22 protein-coding genes and 4 pseudogenes are annotated in these 23,710 nt (G+C 65.8%); 12 read left to right on the top strand and 14 right to left on the bottom strand.

The annotated features are described in order from the left end of the window. The first annotated feature begins 65 nt into the window (after positions 1-65). Entirely contained in the window at positions 66-1,190 is a 1,125-nt protein-coding gene (locus tag AB0L63_RS14885) for a lipase family protein (protein ID WP_364499922.1), read from the top strand. A gap of 64 nt (positions 1,191-1,254) precedes the next feature. Here the strand turns inward: AB0L63_RS14885 and AB0L63_RS14880 are convergent, their stop codons facing one another. Beyond that, positions 1,255-4,182, bottom strand: a complete 2,928-nt coding sequence (locus AB0L63_RS14880; RefSeq protein WP_364499919.1) for a molybdopterin cofactor-binding domain-containing protein — start codon at positions 4,180-4,182, stop codon at positions 1,255-1,257. After that, on the bottom strand, positions 4,179-4,958 hold the full coding sequence (locus AB0L63_RS14875; protein ID WP_364499916.1) for an FAD binding domain-containing protein: 780 nt from the start codon (positions 4,956-4,958) through the stop codon (positions 4,179-4,181). The genes AB0L63_RS14880 and AB0L63_RS14875 overlap by 4 nt, the downstream gene beginning before the upstream one ends. A 236-nt stretch (positions 4,959-5,194) precedes the next feature. On the opposite strand from AB0L63_RS14875, the pseudogene AB0L63_RS14870 reads away from it, so the two are divergent. Both AB0L63_RS14870 and AB0L63_RS14865 read left to right on the top strand, forming a co-directional pair. Beyond that, positions 5,195-5,614 (top strand): annotated as a pseudogene (locus AB0L63_RS14870) (IS5 family transposase); the annotation flags it as partial. Positions 5,615-5,985: 371 nt separating this feature from the next. Beyond that, on the top strand, positions 5,986-6,168 hold the full coding sequence (locus AB0L63_RS14865) for a hypothetical protein (protein ID WP_364499913.1): 183 nt from the start codon (positions 5,986-5,988) through the stop codon (positions 6,166-6,168). 11 nt (positions 6,169-6,179) lie between these two features. Here AB0L63_RS14865 and AB0L63_RS14860 read toward each other — a convergent pair whose 3' ends face one another. Together AB0L63_RS14860 and AB0L63_RS14855 are read right to left on the bottom strand one after the other, a co-directional pair. Then, a complete protein-coding gene (locus AB0L63_RS14860) occupies positions 6,180-7,541 on the bottom strand; it encodes an 8-oxoguanine deaminase (protein ID WP_364499910.1) in 1,362 nt (453 codons plus the stop codon). 4 nt (positions 7,542-7,545) lie between these two features. Further along, positions 7,546-7,662, bottom strand: a pseudogene (locus AB0L63_RS14855) (urate oxidase); the annotation flags it as partial. A gap of 8 nt (positions 7,663-7,670) precedes the next feature. Here AB0L63_RS14855 and AB0L63_RS14850 point away from each other — a divergent pair. Together AB0L63_RS14850 and AB0L63_RS14845 are read left to right on the top strand one after the other, a co-directional pair. Next, on the top strand, positions 7,671-7,874 hold the full coding sequence (locus AB0L63_RS14850; protein WP_364499907.1) for a hypothetical protein: 204 nt from the start codon (positions 7,671-7,673) through the stop codon (positions 7,872-7,874). A 372-nt stretch (positions 7,875-8,246) separates the two neighbouring features. Beyond that, a complete protein-coding gene (locus AB0L63_RS14845; protein ID WP_364499904.1) occupies positions 8,247-9,290 on the top strand; it encodes a type II CAAX endopeptidase family protein in 1,044 nt (347 codons plus the stop codon). A gap of 34 nt (positions 9,291-9,324) precedes the next feature. Here AB0L63_RS14845 and AB0L63_RS14840 read toward each other — a convergent pair. The 4 genes and pseudogenes from AB0L63_RS14840 to AB0L63_RS14825 all read right to left on the bottom strand — a co-directional run. Next, positions 9,325-9,591, bottom strand: a pseudogene (locus tag AB0L63_RS14840) (8-oxoguanine deaminase); the annotation flags it as partial. Between the two features lie 63 nt (positions 9,592-9,654). After that, complete coding sequence (gene pucL, locus AB0L63_RS14835; protein WP_364499901.1) at positions 9,655-10,560, bottom strand: factor-independent urate hydroxylase; 906 nt, start codon at positions 10,558-10,560, stop codon at positions 9,655-9,657. A 7-nt stretch (positions 10,561-10,567) separates the two neighbouring features. Then, positions 10,568-10,915, bottom strand: a complete 348-nt coding sequence (gene uraH, locus AB0L63_RS14830) for a hydroxyisourate hydrolase (protein WP_364499898.1) — start codon at positions 10,913-10,915, stop codon at positions 10,568-10,570. Next, positions 10,912-11,122 (bottom strand): annotated as a pseudogene (locus tag AB0L63_RS14825) (2-oxo-4-hydroxy-4-carboxy-5-ureidoimidazoline decarboxylase); the annotation flags it as partial. The gene uraH and the pseudogene AB0L63_RS14825, both read right to left, overlap by 4 nt. Positions 11,123-11,181: 59 nt before the next feature. On the opposite strand from AB0L63_RS14825, the gene AB0L63_RS14820 reads away from it, so the two are divergent. The 3 genes from AB0L63_RS14820 to pnuC all read left to right on the top strand — a co-directional run bounded on the left by AB0L63_RS14820 (position 11,182) and on the right by pnuC (position 13,653). Further along, positions 11,182-11,769 (top strand): NTP transferase domain-containing protein, encoded by a 588-nt coding sequence (locus AB0L63_RS14820; RefSeq protein WP_364499896.1) that lies wholly within the window; start codon positions 11,182-11,184, stop codon positions 11,767-11,769. Positions 11,770-11,783: 14 nt separating this feature from the next. Further along, positions 11,784-12,821, top strand: coding sequence for an XdhC family protein (locus AB0L63_RS14815; protein ID WP_364500247.1), 1,038 nt, complete (start codon positions 11,784-11,786; stop codon positions 12,819-12,821). Between the two features lie 142 nt (positions 12,822-12,963). Next, positions 12,964-13,653 (top strand): nicotinamide riboside transporter PnuC, encoded by a 690-nt coding sequence (pnuC, locus tag AB0L63_RS14810; RefSeq protein WP_364499893.1) that lies wholly within the window; start codon positions 12,964-12,966, stop codon positions 13,651-13,653. A 21-nt stretch (positions 13,654-13,674) separates the two neighbouring features. Here pnuC and AB0L63_RS14805 read toward each other — a convergent pair whose 3' ends face one another. Together AB0L63_RS14805 and AB0L63_RS14800 are read right to left on the bottom strand one after the other, a co-directional pair. Next, on the bottom strand, positions 13,675-14,466 hold the full coding sequence (locus AB0L63_RS14805; RefSeq protein WP_364499890.1) for a DeoR/GlpR family DNA-binding transcription regulator: 792 nt from the start codon (positions 14,464-14,466) through the stop codon (positions 13,675-13,677). A 118-nt stretch (positions 14,467-14,584) separates the two neighbouring features. Then, entirely contained in the window at positions 14,585-15,157 is a 573-nt protein-coding gene (locus tag AB0L63_RS14800; RefSeq protein WP_364499887.1) for a helix-turn-helix domain-containing protein, read from the bottom strand. Between the two features lie 89 nt (positions 15,158-15,246). Here AB0L63_RS14800 and AB0L63_RS14795 point away from each other — a divergent pair, with 89 nt between their 5' ends. Beyond that, positions 15,247-16,395 carry an FAD-dependent monooxygenase gene (locus tag AB0L63_RS14795; protein WP_364499885.1) on the top strand — a complete coding sequence of 383 codons (1,149 nt, stop codon included), beginning with the start codon at positions 15,247-15,249 and terminating at the stop codon, positions 16,393-16,395. Position 16,396: 1 nt separating this feature from the next. Here the strand turns inward: AB0L63_RS14795 and AB0L63_RS14790 are convergent, their stop codons facing one another. The 4 genes from AB0L63_RS14790 to AB0L63_RS14775 form a co-directional block, all read right to left on the bottom strand. Next, positions 16,397-17,050, bottom strand: coding sequence for a TetR/AcrR family transcriptional regulator (locus tag AB0L63_RS14790; RefSeq protein WP_364499882.1), 654 nt, complete (start codon positions 17,048-17,050; stop codon positions 16,397-16,399). Positions 17,051-17,177: 127 nt separating this feature from the next. Next, complete coding sequence (locus tag AB0L63_RS14785; RefSeq protein ID WP_364499880.1) at positions 17,178-18,083, bottom strand: carbohydrate ABC transporter permease; 906 nt, start codon at positions 18,081-18,083, stop codon at positions 17,178-17,180. 34 nt (positions 18,084-18,117) lie between these two features. Beyond that, on the bottom strand, positions 18,118-19,020 hold the full coding sequence (locus AB0L63_RS14780; RefSeq protein WP_364499877.1) for a sugar ABC transporter permease: 903 nt from the start codon (positions 19,018-19,020) through the stop codon (positions 18,118-18,120). Between the two features lie 82 nt (positions 19,021-19,102). Continuing rightward, on the bottom strand, positions 19,103-20,353 hold the full coding sequence (locus AB0L63_RS14775; protein ID WP_364499874.1) for an extracellular solute-binding protein: 1,251 nt from the start codon (positions 20,351-20,353) through the stop codon (positions 19,103-19,105). Between the two features lie 162 nt (positions 20,354-20,515). On the opposite strand from AB0L63_RS14775, the gene AB0L63_RS14770 reads away from it, so the two are divergent. The 3 genes from AB0L63_RS14770 to AB0L63_RS14760 are packed head-to-tail and all read left to right on the top strand — an operon-like array spanning position 20,516 to position 23,704. Further along, the gene (locus tag AB0L63_RS14770; protein WP_364499871.1) at positions 20,516-21,460 is read left to right on the top strand and encodes a sugar isomerase; all 945 of its coding nucleotides are present in this window, start codon (positions 20,516-20,518) and stop codon (positions 21,458-21,460) included. A gap of 32 nt (positions 21,461-21,492) precedes the next feature. Then, the gene (locus AB0L63_RS14765) at positions 21,493-22,536 is read left to right on the top strand and encodes an ROK family protein (RefSeq protein ID WP_364499869.1); all 1,044 of its coding nucleotides are present in this window, start codon (positions 21,493-21,495) and stop codon (positions 22,534-22,536) included. A gap of 19 nt (positions 22,537-22,555) precedes the next feature. Beyond that, positions 22,556-23,704, top strand: coding sequence for an N-acetylglucosamine-6-phosphate deacetylase (locus AB0L63_RS14760; protein WP_364499867.1), 1,149 nt, complete (start codon positions 22,556-22,558; stop codon positions 23,702-23,704). Positions 23,705-23,710 lie beyond the last annotated feature (6 nt).

The raw sequence follows: 23,710 nt of genomic DNA, 5'->3' as shown, positions 1-23,710 counted from the left end.
CGGTGGTTCGATCGGAAAGATCGAGTCCAGCGCGGACGGACGTTCAACGTCCGAGAGGAGCTTCCATGCGGAAACTGTGGTTCACCGTTGCCGTCATATGTGGTCTGGGGCTACCACAGCTGCCTGCGGCGAGCGCCGATCCGGGCACGGTGACATCCGTCGCGCCGCTGGCCGCGGTGGCGACGCCGCCCGGTTCGGTGGATTCCAGCCGCATCTTGTACGACACGACCACCACGAACGGCGCGCCGACGGTGGCCAGCGCCGCGGTCTACTTCCCACCCGGGGACGCACCCGCAGGAGGTTGGCCGGTGATCGCCTGGGCGCACGGCACGGTCGGCCTCGCGGACGACTGCGCCTACAGCATCGCCGGCCCCAGCGCGGTGGAACGGGACTGGGCGTATCTGGCGACTTGGCTGCGGCAGGGGTACGCGATCGTGGCCGCGGACTATGCCGGACTCGGTACGCCGGGCGATCATCCCTACCTCGACGGACTCGTCGAGGCGCACAATGTCGTCGACGCGGTCAAGGCCGCCACCAGGCAGTACTCGTCGCTGGCACGGAAATGGGTGGTCGTCGGACAGTCACAGGGCGGCGGCGCGGCCGTGTTCACCGCCCGGTACGCGACCGAATTCGGCGGACCGGAACTCGATTACCGCGGTGCGGTCGGCACCGGCGTGCCCGCGTATATCGAAGACATCCTGCAGTTCCTCGGGCCGCAGGTGCCGCCGATCACGTTGAACCAGCACAGCACCGCGTACGTGCTCTACATCCTGAACGGATTGCGCACCACCTATCCGGAGCTCGACATCGAGTCCTTCCTGACCGACTCCGGCCGCGCATGGCTCACCAGGGCCCGGGAGGTGTGCGTCACCCCGCTGGCCGAGGCCCTCGGCGCGGACGGGGTGCTGGTCGGCGACCTGTTCGCGCGGCCGCTGGCGCAGATTCCGAATCTGCACGGATTGCTGTCCGGGTATCTGGGCCTGCCCGAATCCGGTTACGACAGGCCGCTGTTCCTGGGCCAGGGCCTGCGCGATACGGATGTGATCACCCCGGAGACGCTGCGATTCGGCGCGGTGCTCGCGGCCAACCGGCAGCCGGTCACCTTGCACGTCTACCCCGACGATCACGACGGTACGGTCAACGCGTCGCTGTCGGATTCACTGCCGTTCGTCCGCGATCTGTTCGCCTGATGCGATCGGGCATACCGCCGCTTGTCGCCGCCGATCGGCGGATGGGTGCGGCGCCAGTGTTCGCTCACCGCTGGTCTGCTCCCTGAAGGGCCCGCCAGATCCGGTCCGCCGTCATCGGCAGACCGGTGTGTCGTACCCCGACAGCATCGCGGATGGCATTCGCCAGTGCGGGGGCAACCGGGTTGTACGGGGATTCGCCCATCGACTTGGCACCGAGTGGGCCCAGGTCATCGACGGTTTCGGCAAAGTAGACCTCGGTGTGCGGCAGATCGGCGAGCTGCGGGATGTGATAGTGCCGCAGCGTCTGTGTGGTGACCACACCCCGCGCGGAGCGCATGCCCTCGTAGAGCGCGGTGCCGATGGCCTGTGCGACACCACCGACTACCTGACCACGGCACTGCACCGGGTTGAGCACCGTACCCGCGTCGGCGGCCTGGATGGATTGCAGGATGCGCACCACCCCGGTCGCCGCCCGCACAGCAACCCGGAACGCCTGCACATTGAAGCTGACCGATCGCGGGCTGCCCGCGTGTTCGCCGTGTCCGGACAACGCACCGTCGGCCAGGAGTTCGGTGGCGCCGATCAATCGATCGCCGCAGCGGACGCCATCGGCCACCAGCACACACTCCGCTTCGGCGCGACCGGTCAGCTTGGCGGCCCGGACCAGGATGTGCTCACGCAATGCCACGGCCGCGGCGTAGGCGGCCTTGCCCGCGACGGTGATGCCGGTGGACCCGAAGGCGCCGGTGTCGTGGCCGACGATATCGGTATCCGATTGGCGGATCACAATGCGGCGCACGTCGCTGTGCAGCGCCGTCGCCGCGAGTTGAGCGTGCACTGTAGTGGTGCCATTGCCGAATTCCGCAGTGCCTACGCGGAGTTCGTAGCGTCCGTCGGGCAGCAGAGTGACGGTTGCCTCGGAACGGTGGCCGCGCGGTGGGATGGTGGCTATCATCGCCAGCGCCATACCGGTGCCCACCCGCCAGTCCGGCCCCGGCGCGCGCACGCCATTGCCGCGCAGCAGGGCTCGTTCGGCCAGGTCGAGGCATTGATCGAGACCGTAGCTGCCGAAGTCCAGATCGCTGTCGCGCACTTCCGCGCCGACGAACGCGTCACCGGGAACGATGACATTGCGGCGGCGGAATTCGAACGGGTCGATAGCGAGTGCCCGCGCCAGTTCATCCAGGGCCGATTCGACGGCGAAGATGACCTGTCCGAGGCCATACCCACGGAATGCGCCGGAGGGAATGTTATTGGTGTACACCATCTTCGCCGCGACGCGCTTATTGGCGCAGCGATATACCTCGATGGATTCGCCGACGCCGTGGCACAGCACGCCGGTACTGTGATTGCCGTAGGCCCCGGAATCGGCGAGCACGTCGATCGACAGCGCCGTCAACCGGCCGTCGGCATCCGCGCCCGCGATGACCGAGACCCGCATCGGATGACGGCAGGTGGCACTGGTGAATTCGTCGGTGCGGGTGAATTCGTACTGCACGGGACGTCCGGTGCGCAGTACCGCCAGTGCTATCAGATCCTCGGCCAGCATCTCCTGTTTGGCGCCGAACCCGCCGCCGACGCGCTTGGCGAATACGCGCACCCGGTCCCGCGGCAGCCCGAAGATCTGGCACAGCTCGTCGCGTACCAGGAACGGCACCTGCGTGCTGCAGCGGATGACCAGCCTGCCGTCCGCGTCCAACCAGCCGATACCACCGTGGGTTTCCAGATGTACGTGCTGGGCGCGCGGCGAATGCCATACGTCACTGACCACCCGCGCCGCCGCGGCGACGCCCGCCGCCACATCGCCGACCTCGCCATTGATCTCCGCGATCAGATTGCGTTCGGTATCGGCGATGCGAGCCGAATCCGGTTTACCGCCATGCAGTTTCGGCGCATCCGGCAGCAATGCCTCGGCGGGATCGAATACCGCGGGCAGGATGTCGTACTCGACGTGCAGGGCGCGGCAACCCGCGCGAGCGATATCCAGGCTTGCGGCGACCACGGCGGCCACCCGCTGTCCGGCGAAACGCATCGTGCGATCCAGCACATAGGTGTCATCCGGATCGTCGGCTCGAAGTTCGTGGCGCGCGGTGGAAAAGGCGATATCGGGCGCGTCCGCGTAGGTGAGCACCGCGTGCACGCCCGGCAGTGCCTCGGCCGCGGTGGTATCGATGGCGACGATCCGCGCATGTGGGTGCGGGCTCGGCAGGACCGCGATATGCAGTGGGGCCGCGGGTGGTGCCGCGGCGGCGTCCACGTCGGCCGCGGCATCACGAGGCAGGATGTCGAAGGTGAATGGTTCTGTGCCCGTGACGATCCGGGGTCCGGCGGGCGCGCCGACGCCGCGGCCCGCTCGTCCGCGGGCGACGTCGTCCGGTAGTTCGGGCCGGGTACCCGAACCGGCGCTCCGGGGCGGCTCGACGCGATCCGTCCCGTCCGCCATGGCAGTCGTCGGTGTATCGGGTACCGAATCGGAGGCGACGCCAGCGACCGCATCAGGGCGAGAACCAGACACCACGCCGCGCTCGACGCCAGCGACCACATCACGGCCGAACACCGCGCCGATGGCATCGGCGATAGCGCGATAACCGGTGCAGCGGCACAGGTTTCCCTTCATGAGCTCCGGTAGCGCGTCCGGTTCCGGGGCGTTCGGGCCGCCGCAGCCGAGACCCGCCGCGGTCACCACCATGCCCGCGGTGCAGAAGCCGCATTGGAAGGCGGCGGTGTCGATGAAGCGCTGTTGCATCGGGTGCGGATCCTCGTCAGTGCCGAGACCGGAGGCGGTGGTGATGCTGCGATCGGCGGCACGGTAGGCGGGAATGATGCACGAGTGCACGGGCACACCGTCGAGTTGCACGGTGCACGCACCGCAATCGCCCGCATCACAACCATTCTTCACGGCGAAAAAGCCGTGTTCGCGCAATAACGTGCGCAGGCACTGGCCAGGACGTGGTTCGGTCTGCACAGACTGACCGTCGACCTCGAATCTCATTGCCCATCACCGACTTCGGTGCGTAGCTCGGCCGCGACCTCGCGGGCGAGCACGCCTGTGACATGGCGACGCCAGTCCGGCGCTCCGTGCGGATCGTCGAACCAGAGCGTTGGGTCGATGGCGGCTACCGCACCCCGCACCTCGGCAGCACCGGGCGTCTCATCGAAATCCAGCACTGTCGGCCGGGTCGTCGCCGCGGTTATGGTCAGCGCGCAGCGGCCTTCCGCCTCGCGGCGACCCATGACAACCGCACCGGAACGACCTAGCGGAGCCAGCGCGATCTTTCGGAAAGCAGTGCGCGCGTGCAGAGTTCGAGTCGGAACGGTAATCGATCGCAACACCTCACCCGAGCCGAGCACAGTATGTCCAGGACCGAGCACGAACTCCCGCAAGGGAATCCGCCGATCGGAACCATCCGGCGACCACACCATAGCGACACCGTCCAATGCCACCAACGCGCCCAACACCGCTCCAGCGGGCAACGACAGACACACATTCCCACCCACGGTCGCCGTCCGCCATATCTTGTGCGACGCCACCAACGCCCGGCACGCCCGTGCGAACAATGCCGTCCCCGGCCACTGCGCCCGCAATACCTCCACCCCCAACTCCCGCCCTGGCACGGCCCCCGCGAACTCCGCCAACGTGCAGGTCGCCGCGATCTCCAGCCCCTCGTCCGTCTCCGCCAACGCGGGCCACCCGAGCGCAGTGATATCGACCAGCCGATCCATCCCCTCCTGCGGCTCGGAGAACAAGAATGTCCCCCCGGCAAGCACCCCACAACCCTCGCCTACAAAAGCCAGGTCGGACCGCCCCCGAGCCACAATCACATCCCGAATCGTGTCCAGATCCACGCCACACCTCGCTTCACTACCGCTGTCGCCACAGTAGAAGCTGTTGGTTGCCGCGATGTTGCGCGACACCCGCCCCAGGCTGCGCGGCCGTTACCCGCCGAATCGAGCACCCACGCCTCAGCGCCGCGCCGCGCAGTCCGAGACATCTCTGTTCCAGTATCCAGCAGTACCGCCTGGTCAGGAGGATCGAGCCCATGCTGCCGGCGCCGGGTCGTGGCCGGCGATGGCGGAATCATCGGCAGGTGATCAACGCGATCCTGTGGAAGCTACGCACTGGCGCACCGTGGCGTGATCTGCCCGAACGGTACGGACCGTGGAAGACTACGCACGAGCGTTTGCGGCCGTGGACCGCCGACGGGACCTGGCAGCGCATCCTGGACGAGGTGATCGTCAAGGACGACTCGATCGGCGAAGTCGAGTGGATCATCAGCGTGGATTCGACCGCTGTCCGGACTCACGAGCATTCTGGCGGCGCCCGGAAAAAGGGGGCACCACCAGCAGATCAGGTGGCTCGATCGCAATCGACGGGGAAGCGCGGCCGCCCACGGACCAGGCCCGAAACCGTCATCGCGGACAAGGCGCCGCGCCAAGCGCCGCGCCGGATCTGGCCCGGATGCGTGAGCGATTCCCAAAAATATCGCCGCTGTGGGATGCGATCCGGCACGGGTATCGGGCGAAATTCTTTGTAAAGCAAGAACATTCACAGGGCACAATCTGACGGCTTGCGATGCCACCCCTCGTTTCACCCGACACAGATCCGAAAAGCCGCCGAGCACGGTCACTGTATTGCCGCGGTCCAGCAGTGGTCACCGTCACCAGAGATGTTCGGCCGCGGAATTTCAGCCTGAGCGGACTTCGCAGGCTCTGGCCGCGATCCCGGTCCACCCAACGACCGAAGCGCGCCGGAGGACGGGATGACGTTCCGGCAGACCTCAACGAAAGGTTTGTGGTGACACACGATCCGGAATCCACACGAGTACAACTGCTCACAGACCGGGCCGAGCGAGCGGGCTACCAGCTCATGCGCGACTCCTGGCCGCCATACTCCTGGATCCTGCTGGACGCCGAGGACGGCGAACCGCTGCACTCAGCAGCGACGCTCGACCTCATCGAGCAATGGCTGGCCCGGTGAGTGCGACGGCGCTATCCGGCCTTCGCCACCAGCGCCGCCTGTGCCCGCGCGACCTCGCCGCCGACCTTCTCCTCGTCGACCGTGCGCACCTCACCATCCCGAACGACCATGCGCCCGTTGATGATCAAGGCGGCCAGCGGCGGTGCGGAACCGAGAATCAATGCGGTCACCGGATCATCGATGCCTGCGTGCGCGGGCGTATCGAGCCGCCACAGCGCGAGATCGGCAAGTTTGCCCGGTTCGATCGACCCTATTTCGGCTTCTCGCCCCAGCACCCGCGCACCGCCGATTGTGGCCAGCTCCAGCGCTTTTCGAGTGCTGATCGCGCGCGGTCCGCCCTTAGCTCTGGCGCAGAGCAGCGCATTGCGCGGCTCCTCGATCATCGAGCTCGATTCATTGCTCGCCGCACCGTCCACGCCGAGCCCCACCGGCACCCCGGCGGCGACCAGATCCGCGGTGCGCGCCGTACCCGCACCGATCCGCGCATTCGAGGTGGGGCAATGTGCCACTCCGGTACCGGTTTTCGCCATAGCGCCGATGGCGGCATCGTCGAGGTGAATGCCATGCGCGTACCAGACATCCGGGCCGAGCCAGCCGAGCCGCTCCAGATACTGGGCGGGTGTGCAGCCGAATGTATCCGCGCAGTACTCCGCTTCATCGGTCGTCTCGGCCAGATGCGTATGCAGACCTACGCCCAGATCGCGTGCCAGCACTGCGGATTCGCGCAGCAACTCGGTGGTCACCGAGAACGGCGAACACGGTGCGAGTGCGATCCGCAGCATCGAGTCGAACGACGGATCATGCCAGCGCGCGACGGCATCCGCGCTCGCAGCCATAATGGCGTCGAGGGTCTCCACCATGTCGTCGGGCGGCAGCCCACCGGAACTCTGCCCGAGATCCATCGAGCCACGTGTCGGATGGAATCGCAACCCGACCTCGGCGGCCGCGGCGATCTCCGCGCCGAGCAGGTCTCCGCCCGCGCGCGGGAAGACGTAGTGATGGTCGCTGGACGTGGTGCAGCCGGTGCGGGCCAACGCGCTGAGCGCGCCGGTCGCGGCGACGCGAACCGCATCCGCATCGATGCCCGCCCAGATCGGATAGAGCGTGGTGAGCCATTCGAAGAGAGTGCTATCCGCGGCCAGACCTCGGGTGACCCACTGGTAGAGATGGTGATGGGTATTCACCAGACCCGGCGTGAGCAGGCAGCCACGGCCGTCGATGCGGTGCACATCCGCGCCCAGATCGGGCGCAGCGCCGGCACCGACCGCGGTGATCCGATTACCCTGCACCGTCACATATCCGGGGCGGTATTCGCTGCCGTTCGGATCGACGGTCGCCACGGCGCAACCGTCGATGACCGTCGTTGTCGCCATGCGCCTACGGTAGCCATGCGGGCCCGGCTTCCGGGGCATCTTCGCGCTGGACAGTGGCATGGATGAGTCCGTAGGGCCGGTCATCGGCGTGGTAGACCTCGCCGTGGTTCTCGATACCGAACCGTGGTCATGGGAATCGCGTTGGGGCTCGGCAACATTCTCGACACCGCGCCGTCCCGCCCCGCAGCCGACCGTTACCGGATCCCGGCGCCCAGTGAGCGACAGGGCTCGAGTCTGCTGCTGGTGTGCCGGTATCCGGGGCCGATTCGCACCGGGTTGCCGATCACTGTCGGCACCTGGCGCAATCACCTCTGGCTGCCCAGCTGGCGTTGACCGACACATGCGCGTTGGCCATGATCATCACGACGACCGTCGGCAGCAGGCGGGGCGGACGTCTTCAGCACGTCGGCCTGTCCGGCTCTTGTGTTCGGCCGGCGGTCTGACCGGTTCCGGTTCGTACGGTGTGAAATTGCCGTTGAGGATGAGCCCGGCGCTGGGTCATGCGGATCGATGAGTTGACCTTTGGCCTTGTCCGACGGCACATTCGGGTACACCACCGCTCTTTCGATCCTGGCCTTCTACTCCCACATGGCCTACCAGGTTGCCGATGCATGCCCAGCCGGTCCTACTTTCGGAGGTTGCGTCTCGATTGCCGTGCCCCCCAGGCTGGAGCGGAACCGAAACAGCACATAAGGAGCCTGCTCATTGTCCAGGTCTGAAGGTTGGGATGCCGCCAGCACCGCAGGCGAGAGGTACGTGGCACAGGGCCTGGGGGGCAGCGACGATGCGCCGACCGTCGCGATCGCTGGTCAGACCACAGCAGCCGGATCGTCTCCCCGCCGCCACGGCGGGAAAACCATGGGCAGCTTGATTCTCACCGGTGGGGTGGCGGTGTTCTTCGTCGCGGTCGTCGGCCTGCTGCTCACCGGGCACGACTCGATCATGCCGTCCACGGACTCCGATGAGCAGTTGTCGCTGGCGGGCGCGTTGTTGCCGGTCGCCGCGGGCTTGCTGCTGGTACGGCTGGTGCCGCCGCGCGCGACCGGGCTCGCGCCGGAGGTTGTCGGAGACCGGGCCGGGCTGATCCGAGAGACCGCGGTAGTCGCCTCGGTGGCGGTGCTGATGCCGTTGATATTGTTTGTGCTCGTCGCCGCTGGCACGTCCCGCGACATCGTGCAGGGCGTATGGGCCCTCGGCAAGCCGGTATTCTTCCTGCTGCTGCCCTGGTTTGCCTTCAGAGCCTTCCGCGCGGCGCGTGACATATCGAAACCACACCGGGTGCAACACTGGTGGTGGCCCCGGCAGTGGTGGCGCTGGCTCGCACCGATTCCCGCGTTGCTGATCTTCGGCTACCTCAGTCTGGTCGGGCCTTTCTCCGGCGCGCTGCCGAATTCGGCGGACTACCCGGATCCGGTGGTGCTTGTCATCGGTGCCACGGTGACCGTGTTCACCGCCAATATCTGCGAGGAAGTGTTCTACCGTGTCATGCTGCAGACTCGGCTGGAGGCGCTGTTCGGCCGCTGGCCGGGAATCGTGCTCGGCGCGTTGCTGTTTGCCTTGCTGCACCTACCGACGCATGGACAGAGTTCGGCCGCACTGACCGGACTGCCCCTGACGCTGGGGGCCATCGTGGCGTTCCAAGGTACCTACGCCGTGTTCGCTGGGTATCTCTGGGCGCGGTATCGCAATGTATGGGTGTTGGTGGCCGCGCACTCCATCGTCAATACCTTCCCGTTGCTGCTGATGTAGGCCCGAGAGCGCCGGACGCGGGTATTGGGCGGCGCTATCCCGCCTTCGCCACCAGCGCCGCCTGTGCCCGCGCGACCGCACCACCGACCTTCTCCTCATCGACCGTGCGCACCTCGCCATCCCGAACGACCATGCGCCCGTTGATGATCAAGGCGGCCAGCGGCGGCGCGGAACCGAGCAGCAGAGCGGTCACCGGATCATCGATACCCGCGTGCGCGGGCGTATCGAGCCGCCACAGCGCGAGATCGGCGAGTTTGCCCAGTTCGATCGACCCGATTTCGGCTTCCCACCCCAGCACCCGGTGCCGTTCGGATCGACGGTCGCCACGGCACAACCGTCGATGACCGTCGTGGCCGTCATGCTCCTACGATAGCCATGCTAGCCCGGCTTCCGGGGCGTCTTCCCGCTGGACAGTGGCATGAATGAGTCCGTAGGGCCGGTCATCGGCGTGATAGACCTCGCCGTGGTTCTCGATACCGAACCGACCCAGGTCATAGTCGAAATGATGTTTGTTCGGCGCGGCCACCCGGATCTCGGCGAGCACCGGAAAGGCCTCGAGCGCGGCCTTGCCCATTTCGAAGAGTGTCTGCTGTAGCGCCTTCGAATGCAGTGTCGCGAAGACCTCGACCAGCCGCTGCCGGACGCCGGTGTACACCGCGTCCCAGTCCACGCCGGTCATGGCAGCGAAACGCCATTGCGCGACCAGGGCGGTCGCGAGCATCCGATCGTGCGTCGGCGCGAGCACGGTGAAGTCGTCGGTGAGGAAGTCGGCGAACTCCGAACCGGTCGACTTGAGGAGCACCAGATCCTTTACCCCGCCGATCACCCAGGCCCGTTGCCGGTCGGCCTTGCCCGCCACGGTGACCGTCGCGGTCCGCACCTCGGGACCCTGCCGCACCCAGGCGTGATCGTGCTCGCTGCCGTCGACGGTGACGCGCTGCCAGGCATATTCCTCGACCTCGATGCGCGCGCTGTCCACCGGTGCGATCTCGTCGACGAAATGCGCGGCGAGGGCGCGCGCATAGTCTTCGATCGGTTGCAGCCCAGGCTTTTTCGCATAGGCGTAGGCGGTCTGCTTCTGGGTATCGGTTGGCAGCACCTTCGACTGGTCACCGGCGACATAGGCAGCGGTGAAATCGCCGCGCAGCATTGTGGAGACGTTTACATCGCGGATCTCGTGGCGCGGCCGGTCGCGGTAGATCCGGACGATGCGGTTCTCCGCCTTGCCGTACCGGTTGTCGGACAGCACGATCGGCCCGGTCAATTCCATAGCTGGCTCAACTCCCTCGGTAGGTGGAAAAAGCGAAGGGCGACAACAGCAATGGGACGTGGTAGTGCCGCTCCTCGATGACAACGAAGGTGATGGCGACCTCCGGATAAAACGTTTCCATCCCGCGCTCGGCGAAGTAGGCGCCGGTATCGAACATCAGCCGATAGGTGCCGGACGGCAATGCCGCACCGAGCGCGGCGATCCGGCCGTCGGCATCGGTGGTTGCGGAACCGAGTACCTCGGTGTCCCGAGAGAGCACGACCGCGATACCGGCCGCGGGCACACCCGCGACGGCATCGAGCACATGCGTACCGATCGTGGCTGTGTTGAATGTTCGCTCGCTGCGCTCGCTCATTCGGCAGCCCCGACTCGCAGCCGCGCCAACCGAATCCGATTGATCTTCGCCAATTCCGTTCGCATAACCCGCCTTTCGGTCGCCGGATCATTCCCGAGCCGGGCGGTGAGCAAGCAGCTCGTCCCCGGACTCAACGGTCGCGCACACCAGATAGATATGGCCGAACTTCTCCGCATAGGCCAGATTGCCCGCAGCCATATCCGATTGTCGACGTCAAAACACTTTTTCGTAACCCATCGGCTACACGGTCGGGCTACCGTCCTGTCATGGCCGCACCCCCCGACCCGATCTGCGCGGGCATCGTCCTGGCCGCGGGCGCCGGGACGCGCTACGGGATGCCCAAGGCCTTGGCCGAGGGCGGCGCCTGGCTGCGGTCGGCGGTGGCGGCACTGCGCGACGGCGGCTGCAATCCGGTGATCGTGGTGCTCGGCGCGACCGGACCGGCTCCGGCCGCGGTCGACTTACCCGAGGGTGTCGATCATGTGTGGGCGGCGGACTGGGCGACCGGGCTCGGGGCTTCGCTGCGGGCGGGTTTGCGCGCCGTTGCGGACACGCCCGCCGAGTACGTCGCGATCATGCCGGTGGATACCCCCGATGTCGGTGCCGATGTGGTCGCTCGAGTGGTCGCCGCGGCCTTCGCGACACGGACCGGCCTTGCCAGGGCTGTATTCCACGCCACACCTGGGCATCCGGTCGTCATGTCGGACAAGCACTGGACCTCGGTTTATCAAGCCGCGGTTAGAGATTCCGGCGGGCGCACCTATTTGGCGGGTAATAGCGATATGGTGTGCGTCACGTGCGACGACTTGGCGACAGGCGATGATCGTGACTTCCCGGCCACGCCGCATGCGTGAGTGGAGCTGAGCAGATGCGCGACATCGTCGACGACCTATTGCGGGTATGGCATTCCGGCCGGACCGGTGGACTGGCCACCATCGTGCGCACCGTTGGTTCCGGAGCGCTGCCGGTCGGTTCATCGATCCTGGTAGATGCCAATGGCGCGGTCTACGGTTCGATCCACGGCGGCACCGTCGAGGCAACATTGGTCGAGGCGGCCGCCGATGCCGTGCGCAGCGGTCGACGCGGATTGCACCGCTTCGGCGTCCCGCCCGGTGGCCCCGGATTGGACTCCGGCGGCATGGTCGATGTCTTCGTCGAGCCGTTCTCGCGTCGGTACTTTCCCGAATTCCCCTCCGTCGCAGCGGAAATCGCCGCGCACCGCAGGGTCACCGTCTTCACCGTGGTGTGGAATCCGGATCCGGATCTGATCGGACAGCATCTGATCACCCCGCAGCGGCATGCGACCGAACTGGTCGCGCTGCCCGAATCCGATGTATTCGTCGCATCATTCCCCCCACCGCCGCGGCTGATCATCTTCGGCGCCAACGCCTTTGCCGCGGCGCTGACCGTCCAGGCCAGACTGCTCGGCTACCGCGTCACGATCTGCGATTCCCGCGACACCTTCGCGACGCCGGAGACCTTTCCCGGTGCCGAAGTGGTTGTCGACTGGCCGCACCGATACCTGAACACTTTGTCGGCGGCGGGCGAAATCGATGACAGCACAGCGATTGTCGTCCTCGGACACGATCCGAGGTTCGAAATCCCGCTGCTCACCGTTGCGCTGCGACTGCCCGAGCTAGGTTACCTAGCCGCAAATGGTTCCTGGTCCGCACATATTCGACGCATCGAAGACCTGAAGGCGGGCGGCTTCGATGACGCGACGCTCGCCCGTCTGCACTCCCCCGCCGGTCTCGATATCGGGGCGCGCACCGCCGCCGAGGTCGCCGTCTCGATCGCCGCCGAACTACTTGCCGCCCGTTCCAGGGCCAGGGCGCAAACTACCGAAACCCGGCACGCCGCGACGCAATTCAGCGAATTACCAGCCAACGCCCCGGTGGCACTCTAGCGCTACTCGAGCCCGGATTCTCCGCGTACACCTCGCCGCAGCACCGAGCGGTCGAACAACTGGCAGGGTGATCTACAGATCGTCGAAAATCGCCTGCCGTGCCGTTGGGATGAGATATCAACCCGCTCGGGTTACAGCGGAAGTGAATCCACTTTTCGCGCTGCTCGACGCCAAACTGCATATCGCGGGCTCGGAAATCCTCTGGCGCGAGATCATCGGCAATGGCTTCGGTCTGGCCTCCGCGGTCGGCGGTATGCGGCGGCGGGTGTGGGCGTGGCCGATCGGGATCGCGGGCAATGCGCTGTTGTTCACCGTATTCGTCGGCGGAATCTTCAACACGCCACAGCATTTGAATATGGCCGGACAGGCCGGGCGGCAGCTGATGTTCATCGCGGTCAGCGGATATGGCTGGTGGAGTTGGTATCGGCATGCCCGCGCCGAGACCGGACTCGAACACCGAGGCGTCGTGCCGCGCTGGGCCAGTGGGCGGGAACGGCTGGTGCTGGTGACCGCGATGGTGGTCGGCACGGCGGCATTCGCCAAGGTGTTCGCGCTGATCGGCTCCTACGGGCCGTGGGCGGAGGCGTGGATCTTCACCGGATCGGTGCTGGCGACCTACGGGATGGCGCGCGGGCTCGCCGAATTCTGGCTGATCTGGATCGCCGTCGATCTCGTCGGTGTGCCATTGCTGCTGCGGGCGAACTATTACCCCTCCGCGACGCTGTATCTGATCTACGCGGGCTTCGTCGCGTGGGGCTTCGCCGTCTGGGTGCGCACCCTGCGCACATCGGCCGTGCCCCTGGCCGCCGATCTCGCACCGGCGCGGCCATAGGAATCCGTGCGCCTTGACGGCTCACACCACGTCTACGCGGACCCCGGCCGCTCGGATTGTCGCCACCGCGGCCGGGTCCGCGTCCGAATCCGTCACCAGCACGTCGACCTGGTCGATTCCGCAGATCCGGGCCAGTGCCGAGCGCTCCAGCTTGTCGGCGGCGGCGACGACCAGCACCTGGTTGGAGCGCCGCACCATCTCGGTGGTCACCCCTGCTTCGTCGATATGCCGACACTGTGCGCCGCCCTCGGCGGAGATCGCATTCACTCCGAGAATCAGCGCGTCCAAACGCAATTCGGCCAGTGCGCGCTCGGCCAACGGTCCGTGCAGCTCATAGGACTCACGCCGGGCCACTCCACCGAGGACGATTGTGCGCATATGTGGCCGCAACACCATCTCACCCGCGATATTGAGCGCATTGGTGACAATGGTCAGCGGGTCCCCGGCGGCATTGGCCAGATCGGTTCGTCCGGCCAATGCCCGTGCCACGGCGGTCGTCGTTGTTCCGCCGTTCATTCCCACTACCGCACTCGGTTCGATAAGCCCCGCAGCGTGTTCGGCGATGCGCTGCTTCGGCTCATCCGCGCCCTGCCGGTAGCGCGCGGGCAGGTCGTAGGCGACCGAAGTCGCGACCACACCGCCGTGCGTCCTGGTCGCCAACTGTTGTTCGGCGAGTGCGGTGAAGTCGCGGCGCACCGTTGCCGGGGAAACCCCGAGGCGTTCGGCGGCCTCCTCTACCGAAAGCCGCCCGGAATCAGCGAGCAGTTCCAGCAGTCGGTTCCACCGCTGCGGCCGGTCCGTCGGTCCGGTCATCTCACGCCTTCCCGACCACGCGGGCGACCTGCCATTTTTGCATGCACGCAAACAATATGACCACATGCACGTGCCGACCGTAGATAGTCGGCCGCCGTATCGCGAAGCCGGGCACGCATCACCTGGCCCGCAACCCATCGAGGACGATCTCGACAACCCGACGGACCGCCTCCGGATACGACTCACCGGCCCGAGTGTAGATCTGCAGCGTCATCAGTCCGGCCACCTCTGCTGGCTCGATATCGGCACGCATGACACCGGCCGCCTGCGCCTCCGTGGTCATCCGCGAGACCAATTCGACAATGCGCCCACGCACCTCGCGCAACCGCGGATCGGCCTGAATCTCGGCATGCAGATTCGGCTCGATCGCCGCGGCCAGCGCCCCGACCCGACGCTGTGCACATTCGTGCAGGAACCGCGAAAGCGCAGGCCATGCCGCACCCTCCTGTGCCAGTGCGGTCGCCGCCGACTGCGCCAGATCCGCGAGATAGGACTGCGCGGTCTCCGCGATCAACGCATCCCGATCCGGGAAGTGCCGATACAGCGTGCCGACACCAACACCCGCCCGATCCGCGATCTCCTTCATCGGCACCTCGACACCTTGTTCACGGAAGGTCACCAAGGTCGCGGCAATGATCTGATCCCGGTTGTTTCTGGCATCCGCCCGCTTCGGACCGGTCGTCGCCCTCACCTCCAAGACTAAGTGGACGAAATCCTTCCGCTTACTGTACCCTTTTCACTAAGCGGACGAATTCCGTCCACTTAGTGAAGGATGTTGGCATGAAGAAGACGGTGCTGATCTCTGGCGCGGGCGTCGGCGGCTCGACCCTGGCGTACTGGCTGGCCGACCGAGGCTTCCAGGTCACGGTGGTCGAGCGGGCAACGGGCCATCGCTCCAGCGGAAATCCGGTCGACGTCAAGGGACCCGCCATCGATGTGGTCGAGCGCATGGGCATCATGCCGCTGCTGCGCGCCGCGAATTCCGCGGTGTCCCACATGAATTTCGTCAATGCGAGCGGCCGACACGTCGCCCGGGTCGACCTGAAGGCTTTCCAGGGATCGGCGGGCGAGCGCGAAGTCGAGATCCCCCGGGCGGATCTGGCCGCAATCCTGCTCGATGCGAGCCGCGACAATGCCGAATTCCTGTGGGGCGACACCATTACCGGCCTGATCCAGCATGCCGATGGCGTCGATGTCACCTTCGAACAAGCCCAACCCCGTCGCTTCGACTTCGTCATCGGTGCGGACGGCCTGCATTCCGCGGTGCGCCGCTCGACCTTCGGCGAGGAATCCGAATTCGTCCGGCATATGGGCATCTACATCGCCACCATTCGAATCGATGAGCCATTCGGCAGCGAGCGCGAAGTCCTGATCTACAACACACCAGGACGGGCATTGTCGGTGCATCCGACGAAGGGGCGCGCCATCGCGGCATTCATGTTCCGACACAAGGGCGTGCCCGGTTTCGACCACCGTGATACCGAACTGCACAAGCGCCTGGTCATCGAGGCCTTCATCGATCAGGGCTGGCGCGTCCCCGAACTGCTGGACCGCGTTCGCGACACCGACGACCTGTTCTTCGACTCCGTCAGCAAGGGCGAACTGCCGCGCTGGTCGGACGGACGCATCGCCCTGCTCGGTGACGCCGCGTCCTGCGTCTCACTGTTCGGCGACGGCTCCACCCTCGCGATCGCCGGTGCGTACACGTTGGCGGAAGAACTGGCAGCCACACCCGAGGACCACACGGCCGCGTTCCAGCGTTACGAGACCCGGCACCGGGTACTGGTCGACCCCAGACTCCATGGCGTGGCCACCGCGGCTTCGATGCTCATTCCCGCGACGCGGGCCGGAATCGTACTGCGCAATACCGCGACTCGCGTCCTGCCCGCGGTCACCGCCATCCGCAATCGAACCCGGCGTGCGGCGTGAATCAGGTCAACCCAAGTCCGGAATTCACGAAATGCGCTATCTCCTCACATATTTCATCCAGCGACACCTCGGCGTCGGGATGCGTGGTCCGCACCAACTCCTGGGCCAGCGAATTCGCCGCACCGATAACCGCGATCGCGAACAGATCGAACCGCCGCCACTTGGTCTCGCCGCGCTCGGCGGCTCGCTCCGCCTCGCTGATCAGCAGCGATGCCAGCAGTCGCCGCTGCTGCATGCGCCAATCCTCCACCGCCGAACTGACCCCGACCACTTCGACGTAACACACCCGCGCCGAGCGGTGATCGGCGCAGGTCACCTCGAGATAGGCCCGGAAACTGTCGACGATCCGTGCCGAAAGCGGTTGTCCCGCAGTCCTTGCCATACTGCCCAGCGCGCGCTCGACCGCATGCGCGGTAGTACGGTTCACCAGCGCGATCAATAATGCCTCGCGGCTACCCATATCCTCGTAGAAACTGCGCGTGGAAACATTCGCGACGGCACACAGCCGTTCGATCGAGGTTGCCGCATAGCCTTGGGTGCCGAATAATTCCAACGCGGCATCGATAAGTCGCGCCTGCCGCTGGGCTACCCGCTGCTGCTTGGACAGCCCGCCGTAATTGCGGCCCTCCTTGGTTCCGTCATCCCGCCGTGCCACGGCTTCGATGCTACCGGTCGGCAAGCGCCTGCCCTGGGTCCGGACATCTACTTCGGTGCGCCGTCAGCCCGCCAACGCGGCGACGAAAACGGCGGGGGCACAAGGCCACCCGCCGTCTTCCGGGCGATTACTTGACGCTGCCGGCGGTAAGTCCCGCGACCAAGCGCTTCTCGATGAATGCGAACAGGATGACCACCGGAACGATGCCGACCGTGGAGATCGCGAAAACGTACTGCCATGCCGTGTCGTACTGTCCGATGAATTTGGTCAGCGCCACCGACAGCGGCTGATTCGCCGGGGTGGTCAGCACTACCAGGCTCGCCGCGAATTCGTTCCAGCAGGCCACCACCACGAAAATTGTCGCGGTGACGATGCCCGGCCAGACCAACGGCAGACTCACCCGGACCAGAATCTGCCAGCGGCTCAGACCGTCGAGCTGCGCAGCCTCCTCGATCTCCACCGGAATGGCGGCGAAGAAGCTGTGCAGGATCCACACCGCGAACGAGAGGTTGAACGCGGCATTCACCAGGATCATGGCCAGCCAGGTGTCATTGATGCCAAGGGTGAAGAACTCCCGGATCAGACCGGTCACCAATACCGTGGGCTGCAACATCTGGGTGACCAGCACCAGCGCGAGAAATATCGCACGCCCCGGAAACCTGTGCCGCGCTGTGTAATACGCGGCCGGGACGGCCACGAAGAGCACCAGCAGGGTGGCACAGACCGAGATGACGATCGTGCTCACCAGATTGAACGGCAGCGGAGTCTCCGGGGTGTTCCACATGGTGGCGTAGTTGTCCGGATGCCAGGTCTCGGGCAGATACGTCGGCGGGATACGCGAGATTTCGGCGCGGCTCTTCAATGAGCCGAGCACCATCACCACGAATGGGGTCAGGAAGACGACGGCGAGCACCACGCCCACCGCGGTGAGTTCCCAACGCCGCCGCCGCGTTCGCCCGGTCGGCGCTTCGGCAGCCGCTGTGCCGGGCGGGATTTCCACACCGTCGATGTGTATGTCCGCCTGCGTGGTCATGGGCTCACCTCACCTGAGTAGGCGTATGTGCTCATCAATCCACCTGCTGGGTCGGCTTGATGATCTTCACATAGATCGCGATGATGACCACGATCAGCGCGAAGTTCAACACGCTCATAGCGGCGGCGGTATCGAGCTGTTGATTCTGCCGAATCAGCTTGAAGGTCAAGGTCGTCGTCGTATCCGCACCGAAGCCCGCGATACTGCCGGTGATCACCTGCAGAATGGGCAGCGAATTGAACACATTGATGATGTTGATGATCGTGGCCACCGCGATCGCCGGACGCAGTTGCGGCAGGGTGAGATACCGATAGCGCTGCCAGGCACTTGCGCCGTCGACCCGGCCCGCCTCCTCGATCTCGGCCGGAATCGATTGCAGTCCAGCCAAAATCGTGTAGGTGGTGAATGGGATCGAGACGAAGACCGCGACGCCGATCGCCACCAGGAAGGCGGGCGTCGGCTGTTTGGTGAAACCATAGCCGCGATCCAGCAGCCCGATATCGACCAGGAACCGATTGGCGATGCCGACATCGGGATCGAGCATGTAATAGAAGATCGTCGTCGTCATCACGACCGAGGCCGCCCACGGCACCAGAATCGCCATGCGTACCGCGGTGCGTCCCGGGAATTCCTTATTGAGGAACTGCGCGAGTCCCGCCGAGAGCACCAGGGTGATCAGCACGACGCTGACCACCCAGACCACGGTATGGGCCAATACCGATCCCAATTCGCTGATATCGAAGAGGTTTCGGTAATTGGCCAAGCCGGCGGGACCGCGGTCCTGGCCGTAGGCGCTCAGGTCCCGGGTGCTGGTCCAAACCATATTGCCGACCGGGAACGCGACGATGGCCCCGATCAGCACCAGGGACGGCCCGATCCAGGGGACGGCCCGCAGCGTCGAATTCTTCCCCGCTAGAACCCGGATCGCCCCGTTCACAGTGCGGCCCGCCCGGGACCTTGTGTGGTCACGCTGCGCTACCTCCTCCGAGCCCGTCGCTCGGGCCGCTTGGCGACCCACGCTATTTCGCTGCTTCCTGTATCCGCTGCAACACCTGCGCCGGGTCCGCACCCTGCGCGATGGTGCCCATCTGCTGACGCATGGCCCCCTGTACCGCGGCCCATTTCGAGTTATTACTCGGGTAGAACTTGGCCACCGGCAGGGTCGACGCGAAGGCCTTGGTCACCGGATCGTCGGCGAGCACCGCCGTGGCACTGGTCGTGATCGGAATGAAGTGCTCGTTCTTGACGAAGTTCGAGTACACATTCGCCGAGTAGAAGAAGTCGAGGAACTTCTTGATCGTATCGGCCTTCTTGCCGTCCTTCTTGAATGCCATCAGGTGATCGGCCACGCCGAGCGTGACGGGCGTACCGTCCTTGGTCGGCGTGGGCGCGGTGGCGTACTTCAGACCCGGATTCTTATCGGCGATCTGAGCGATGGTGGGCGGTAGCCCCGCGATCATCCCGATCTTGCCCTGGATGAAGGAATTGATGACGTCCTTGCGGTTGGTCGCACCGGGGGTCGGCTGGGTGACACCGGCATCGAAGATGTCCCGCATGGCCTTGACCCCTTCCAGGTTCTGCGGGGTATCCACGGTGATCTTGTCGCCATCGGACCAGCTGCCGCCCGCGCCGAAGGTCCACAGCGACGTCTCGGCCTGCGATTCCTCACTGCCGAGTGGCAGACCGTAGCCGGAGACACCGCCGCCGAGCGCCTGGATCTTCTTGGCGGCGTCGGTCAGCTCGGTCCAGGTCTTCGGCGGCGCGGTCACCCCGGCCTTGGCGAACAGATCGGTGTTGTAGAACAGGGTGCGGGTGGAGGCGAACAGGGGCATCGCGTACTGCGTGCCGTTCAGCGAGGCGTTCTTGGCGAAGCCGGGCTGCACATCCGACAGCACATTCGGGGAGACGACCTCGGACACCGGATAGAGCATGCCGTCACTGGCGAAGCTGGCGTAGGCGTCGATATTCAGCAGATCCGGGGTGGTGGACTTGGACTGCAGTTTGGTCTTCACCACATCGTTGATCGACTCCCAGGACTCCATCTGCAGGATGACCTTGTAGTCCGGATTCTGCTTCTGGAAGTCGTCGATGATGTGATCCCACAGCGCCTTCGTGCCATAGGCACCGTCGCTGTAGGTGGGAGCCAGGAAGTAGATCGTCTTATCGGAGTCGGCCGAATTCTTGGAGCCGAAACCACAGGACGAGACGGCCAGCGCGAGGCCGGTGACCAGCGCGATCCCCGCGAGTATGCCGTGGAGGGGTCTTTTCACGAGCAGAACCTTTCAATTTTCACTCCGGGCGCTACCGCACCGCCGATGATGGAGCGAACGAATCGACTGAGCCGATCGTTTCGAGCGACTTGCAAGCAAGTCGCTACGGACAATTTAGACCCAATAGTGATCATATGTGACTGATTCGCTCATAAACTTGACATGAACGATCAACGGGGCGATTCTGTTGTCGTGTCGATCTCCGCTCACTCCACCCCTGGGTCCCATCTGGCCGCCGAAGTCGCCACCCAGCCGGACGACTGGGTCCGCGCCGAGACCACCGCCGCCGCACACCGTGCCGTACTGCCCCAACCGGGCGAGCGCGTCGCCGTCATCGGTTGCGGCACTTCACTGTTCATGTCCCGTGCGATCGCGTCACTGCGTGAGGGTTCGGGGCAGGGCATTACCGACGCGTGGCCGGCCAGCGAAGTTCGCGGCGGTCGCGATTACGACCGCTACCTCGTCATCTGCCGCTCCGGCACCACCACGGAGGTGGTCGATGCCATGCGGGCGATTCCGACGCAGATTCCGCGCACCGTCATCTGCAGCAGTCCGGGCACCCCGGTGCTCGACCTCGGCGATCCGATCCTGATCGACGAGGTCGACGAGCAGTCGGTGGTGCAGACCCGCTTCGCCACCACCGCGCTCTCGATCCTACGCTGGCATTTTGGCGAGGACCTGCGTCCGGCCATCGAGCAGGCCAGGGCCGTACTCGCCGAAGACCCGGCGACCGCGCTCGCCGCCGTACGTCGTGCCGAGCAGATCAGCTTCGTCGGGATGGGTTTCGCGGCCGCGATCGCCGAGGAGGCGGGGCTCAAGCTGCGCGAATCCTGCCAGTCCTGGACCGAGGCGTATCTGCAGACCGAATACCGGCACGGCCCGATCAGCATCTCCACCCCGGGACGCGCCGTCTGGGCCTTCGGACCGCTGGTCCCCAATTTCGCTGCCGATGTGGCCGTCACCGGTGCCCACTTCGAACACCGCGATATCGACCCGATGGCCGATCTGGTCCGCGTACAGCAGCTCTGTGTGCTGCGCGCCGCCGACCAGGGACTCGACCCGGACCATCCGCGCAACCTGAACCGTTCCGTCGTCTTGGATCGGTGAGCGTCCGCTACCAGGCAACTACTGTGCGGGATATGGGAACGCAACAGCGCCAGACCACAGTGCACCGCGATGACCTCGCGGATCGCACTGGCGCGGCGAACTCGGCGGCGCCGGATGTGCAGGGGCCGGTTGCGGAACAGCCGCAGTCGGTCCCGGCGCTGACCGATGACCTGCTGGTGCTCGGTCTCGATGTCGGCGGCACCACAATGAAGGGCGAGGTCACCGATGCCGAGGGCACGGTGCTCGCCTCGGGTGTGCTGGCCACACCGCAGGGCGAGGCAGCCTTCGAAACCATGGGGGCACTCGGAGATCAGCTGCTGGCCGAGTTGACCGATGAGCAGCGTGGTCGGGTCGCGCGCGCGGCGGTAGTGCTGCCGGGCATTGTCGATCCGGTCCGGTCGATCGCGGTATTCAGCAGCAATGTCGGTTGGCGCGATGTGCACATCGGCGATCGGTTCACCCGTCGCTGGGGTATGCCGGTGCTGATCGAGCACGATGTCGCGGTGGCAGGCTGGGCCGAATGGCGTTTCGGCGCGGGACGCGGCCACGATGACGTGTGCGTGCTCATTCTGGGCACCGGCATCAGCGGCACTGTTTCCGTCGGCGGCCGCTTGCTGCGCAGCGGCTACGGGCAGACCGGCGAATACGGACACATCCCGGTTCGGCGCACGGACGGATTGCGCTGCCCCTGCGGCAATATCGGCTGTGTGGAGACCGTAGCATCGGGTGCGTCCATCGCTCGCGCCTACGCGAAGCGAACCGGACATGAAACAGCAAGCGCAGCAGATGTTTTCGCCAGAATCAATAGCGATTCGGATGCCAAAGCCGTGGTCGGCGAAGCGATCAGCGCCCTTGCCGACGGTCTGCTCGGCCTCATTCACGCGGCCTGCCCCGAACTGATCATTCTCGGCGGCGGCCTGGCCGGGGCCGGACCCGCGCTCACTGAACCCCTGCACCACACCATTGCCGAACGCCTGCGCGTCGTGCCCGCACCGCGGGTGGTGCTCGGCGAATTCGGCGCGCGCGCGGGGCTCATGGGCGCGGCCCTGTTCGCCAGACACGGAGCCCTCACATGACGCACGTCGAGGTGTTCGCATGAATTTCGAGATTCGCGGCCGGATCGTCTCGGCGGCCTGCACCTTCGACGACGGTGTCGTATCCATCCGCGCGGACCGGATCGATCGGGTGCGCTCACTCGCGGACTGGGTTGCCGCACATCCAGATTCGACCGTGCCGCCATTTTCCGGCACCCTACTGCCCGGCCTCGTCGATATTCACAACCACGGCGGATTCGGCCACCGGTTCGACACCGTCGATGGCGCCGAGGCGCGAGCGGCCGCCGAGTTTCATCACAAGCACGGCTCCACCACCGTCTTGGCCAGCGTTGTCACCGGCGCGGCGACCGATATGGTCGCGCAGGTCGCGACGCTGCGATCGTTGGCGGCAGACGGCACCATCGGCGGAATCCATGCCGAGGGACCATTTCTGGCTGCCGCCAGGTGTGGTGCGCAGGATCCCCGATTTCTGCGCGATCCCGATCTCGAGCTGACCGAACGTCTGCTCGGCGCCGCCGACGGGCAGCTGCGGGTCATGACGCTCGCACCGGAATTGCCGGGATTCGAGAAGGTCGCCCAACGCCTTTCCGACAGTAATGTGGTGGTCTCGCTCGGCCACAGCGATACCGACTTCACTCGGTTCCGACAGGCCATGCGACCCAATGGATTCGGCGGCCTGGTCACGCATTTGGCGAATGGCATGCCGCCACTGCATCATCGAACGCCCGGCCCGGTGGCCGCCGCACTCGTTGCCGCGGCGCAGCGCCAAGTCGTCGTCGAGCTGATCGGCGACGGGGTGCACATCGACTCCGGTTTCGGCGCAATGGTTTTCGCGTCCGCGCCCGGACAGGTCGCGCTGATCACTGACGCGATGCAGGCCGCCGGCATGCCCGATGGCGAATACCAACTCGGTCCGCAGGTCGTTCGCGTTGCCGATGGCGTGGCCCGGATCGCCAATGGATCCATTGCGGGCGGCACCGCGCACCTGCTGCGCTGCCTCGCCTGGGCGGTCCGCAGCTGCGGTGTGCCGTTGCGAGAGGCGGTCATCGCCGCCACTTCGGTACCGGCCGCGGCGGCCGGACTGGCCGATGTGGGCGACCTCCGGGCCGACCATTTCGCCGACCTGCTGATAGTCGATGACAATCTACAGTTGCGCCAGGTGCTCAGACGTGGACAGTTGTTGACGTGATCCTCA

The sequence above is a fragment of the Nocardia sp. NPDC051990 genome, assembly GCF_040680755.1.
Taxonomy (GTDB): Bacteria; Actinomycetota; Actinomycetes; order Mycobacteriales; family Mycobacteriaceae; genus Nocardia.
The sequence above is the reverse complement of the archived record's forward strand: the minus strand, read 5'-3'. Positions and strand labels throughout refer to the sequence as shown.

What these genes read in the sequence shown, in the direction of transcription:
- AB0L63_RS14885 (WP_364499922.1), top strand. Translation starts at nt 66, where the DNA reads ATGCGGAAACTGTGGTTCACCGTTGCCGTCATATGTGGTCTGGGGCTA.
- AB0L63_RS14880 (WP_364499919.1), bottom strand. Translation starts at nt 4,182, where the DNA reads ATGAGATTCGAGGTCGACGGTCAGTCTGTGCAGACCGAACCACGTCCT.
- AB0L63_RS14860 (WP_364499910.1), bottom strand. Translation starts at nt 7,541, where the DNA reads ATGGCGACAACGACGGTCATCGACGGTTGCGCCGTGGCGACCGTCGAT.
- AB0L63_RS14850 (WP_364499907.1), top strand. Translation starts at nt 7,671, where the DNA reads ATGGGAATCGCGTTGGGGCTCGGCAACATTCTCGACACCGCGCCGTCC.
- pucL (WP_364499901.1), bottom strand. Translation starts at nt 10,560, where the DNA reads ATGGAATTGACCGGGCCGATCGTGCTGTCCGACAACCGGTACGGCAAG.
- uraH (WP_364499898.1), bottom strand. Translation starts at nt 10,915, where the DNA reads ATGAGCGAGCGCAGCGAGCGAACATTCAACACAGCCACGATCGGTACG.
- AB0L63_RS14820 (WP_364499896.1), top strand. Translation starts at nt 11,182, where the DNA reads ATGGCCGCACCCCCCGACCCGATCTGCGCGGGCATCGTCCTGGCCGCG.
- AB0L63_RS14815 (WP_364500247.1), top strand. Translation starts at nt 11,784, where the DNA reads ATGCGCGACATCGTCGACGACCTATTGCGGGTATGGCATTCCGGCCGG.
- AB0L63_RS14805 (WP_364499890.1), bottom strand. Translation starts at nt 14,466, where the DNA reads ATGACCGGACCGACGGACCGGCCGCAGCGGTGGAACCGACTGCTGGAA.
- AB0L63_RS14795 (WP_364499885.1), top strand. Translation starts at nt 15,247, where the DNA reads ATGAAGAAGACGGTGCTGATCTCTGGCGCGGGCGTCGGCGGCTCGACC.
- AB0L63_RS14785 (WP_364499880.1), bottom strand. Translation starts at nt 18,083, where the DNA reads ATGACCACGCAGGCGGACATACACATCGACGGTGTGGAAATCCCGCCC.
- AB0L63_RS14770 (WP_364499871.1), top strand. Translation starts at nt 20,516, where the DNA reads ATGAACGATCAACGGGGCGATTCTGTTGTCGTGTCGATCTCCGCTCAC.
- AB0L63_RS14765 (WP_364499869.1), top strand. Translation starts at nt 21,493, where the DNA reads ATGGGAACGCAACAGCGCCAGACCACAGTGCACCGCGATGACCTCGCG.
- AB0L63_RS14760 (WP_364499867.1), top strand. Translation starts at nt 22,556, where the DNA reads ATGAATTTCGAGATTCGCGGCCGGATCGTCTCGGCGGCCTGCACCTTC.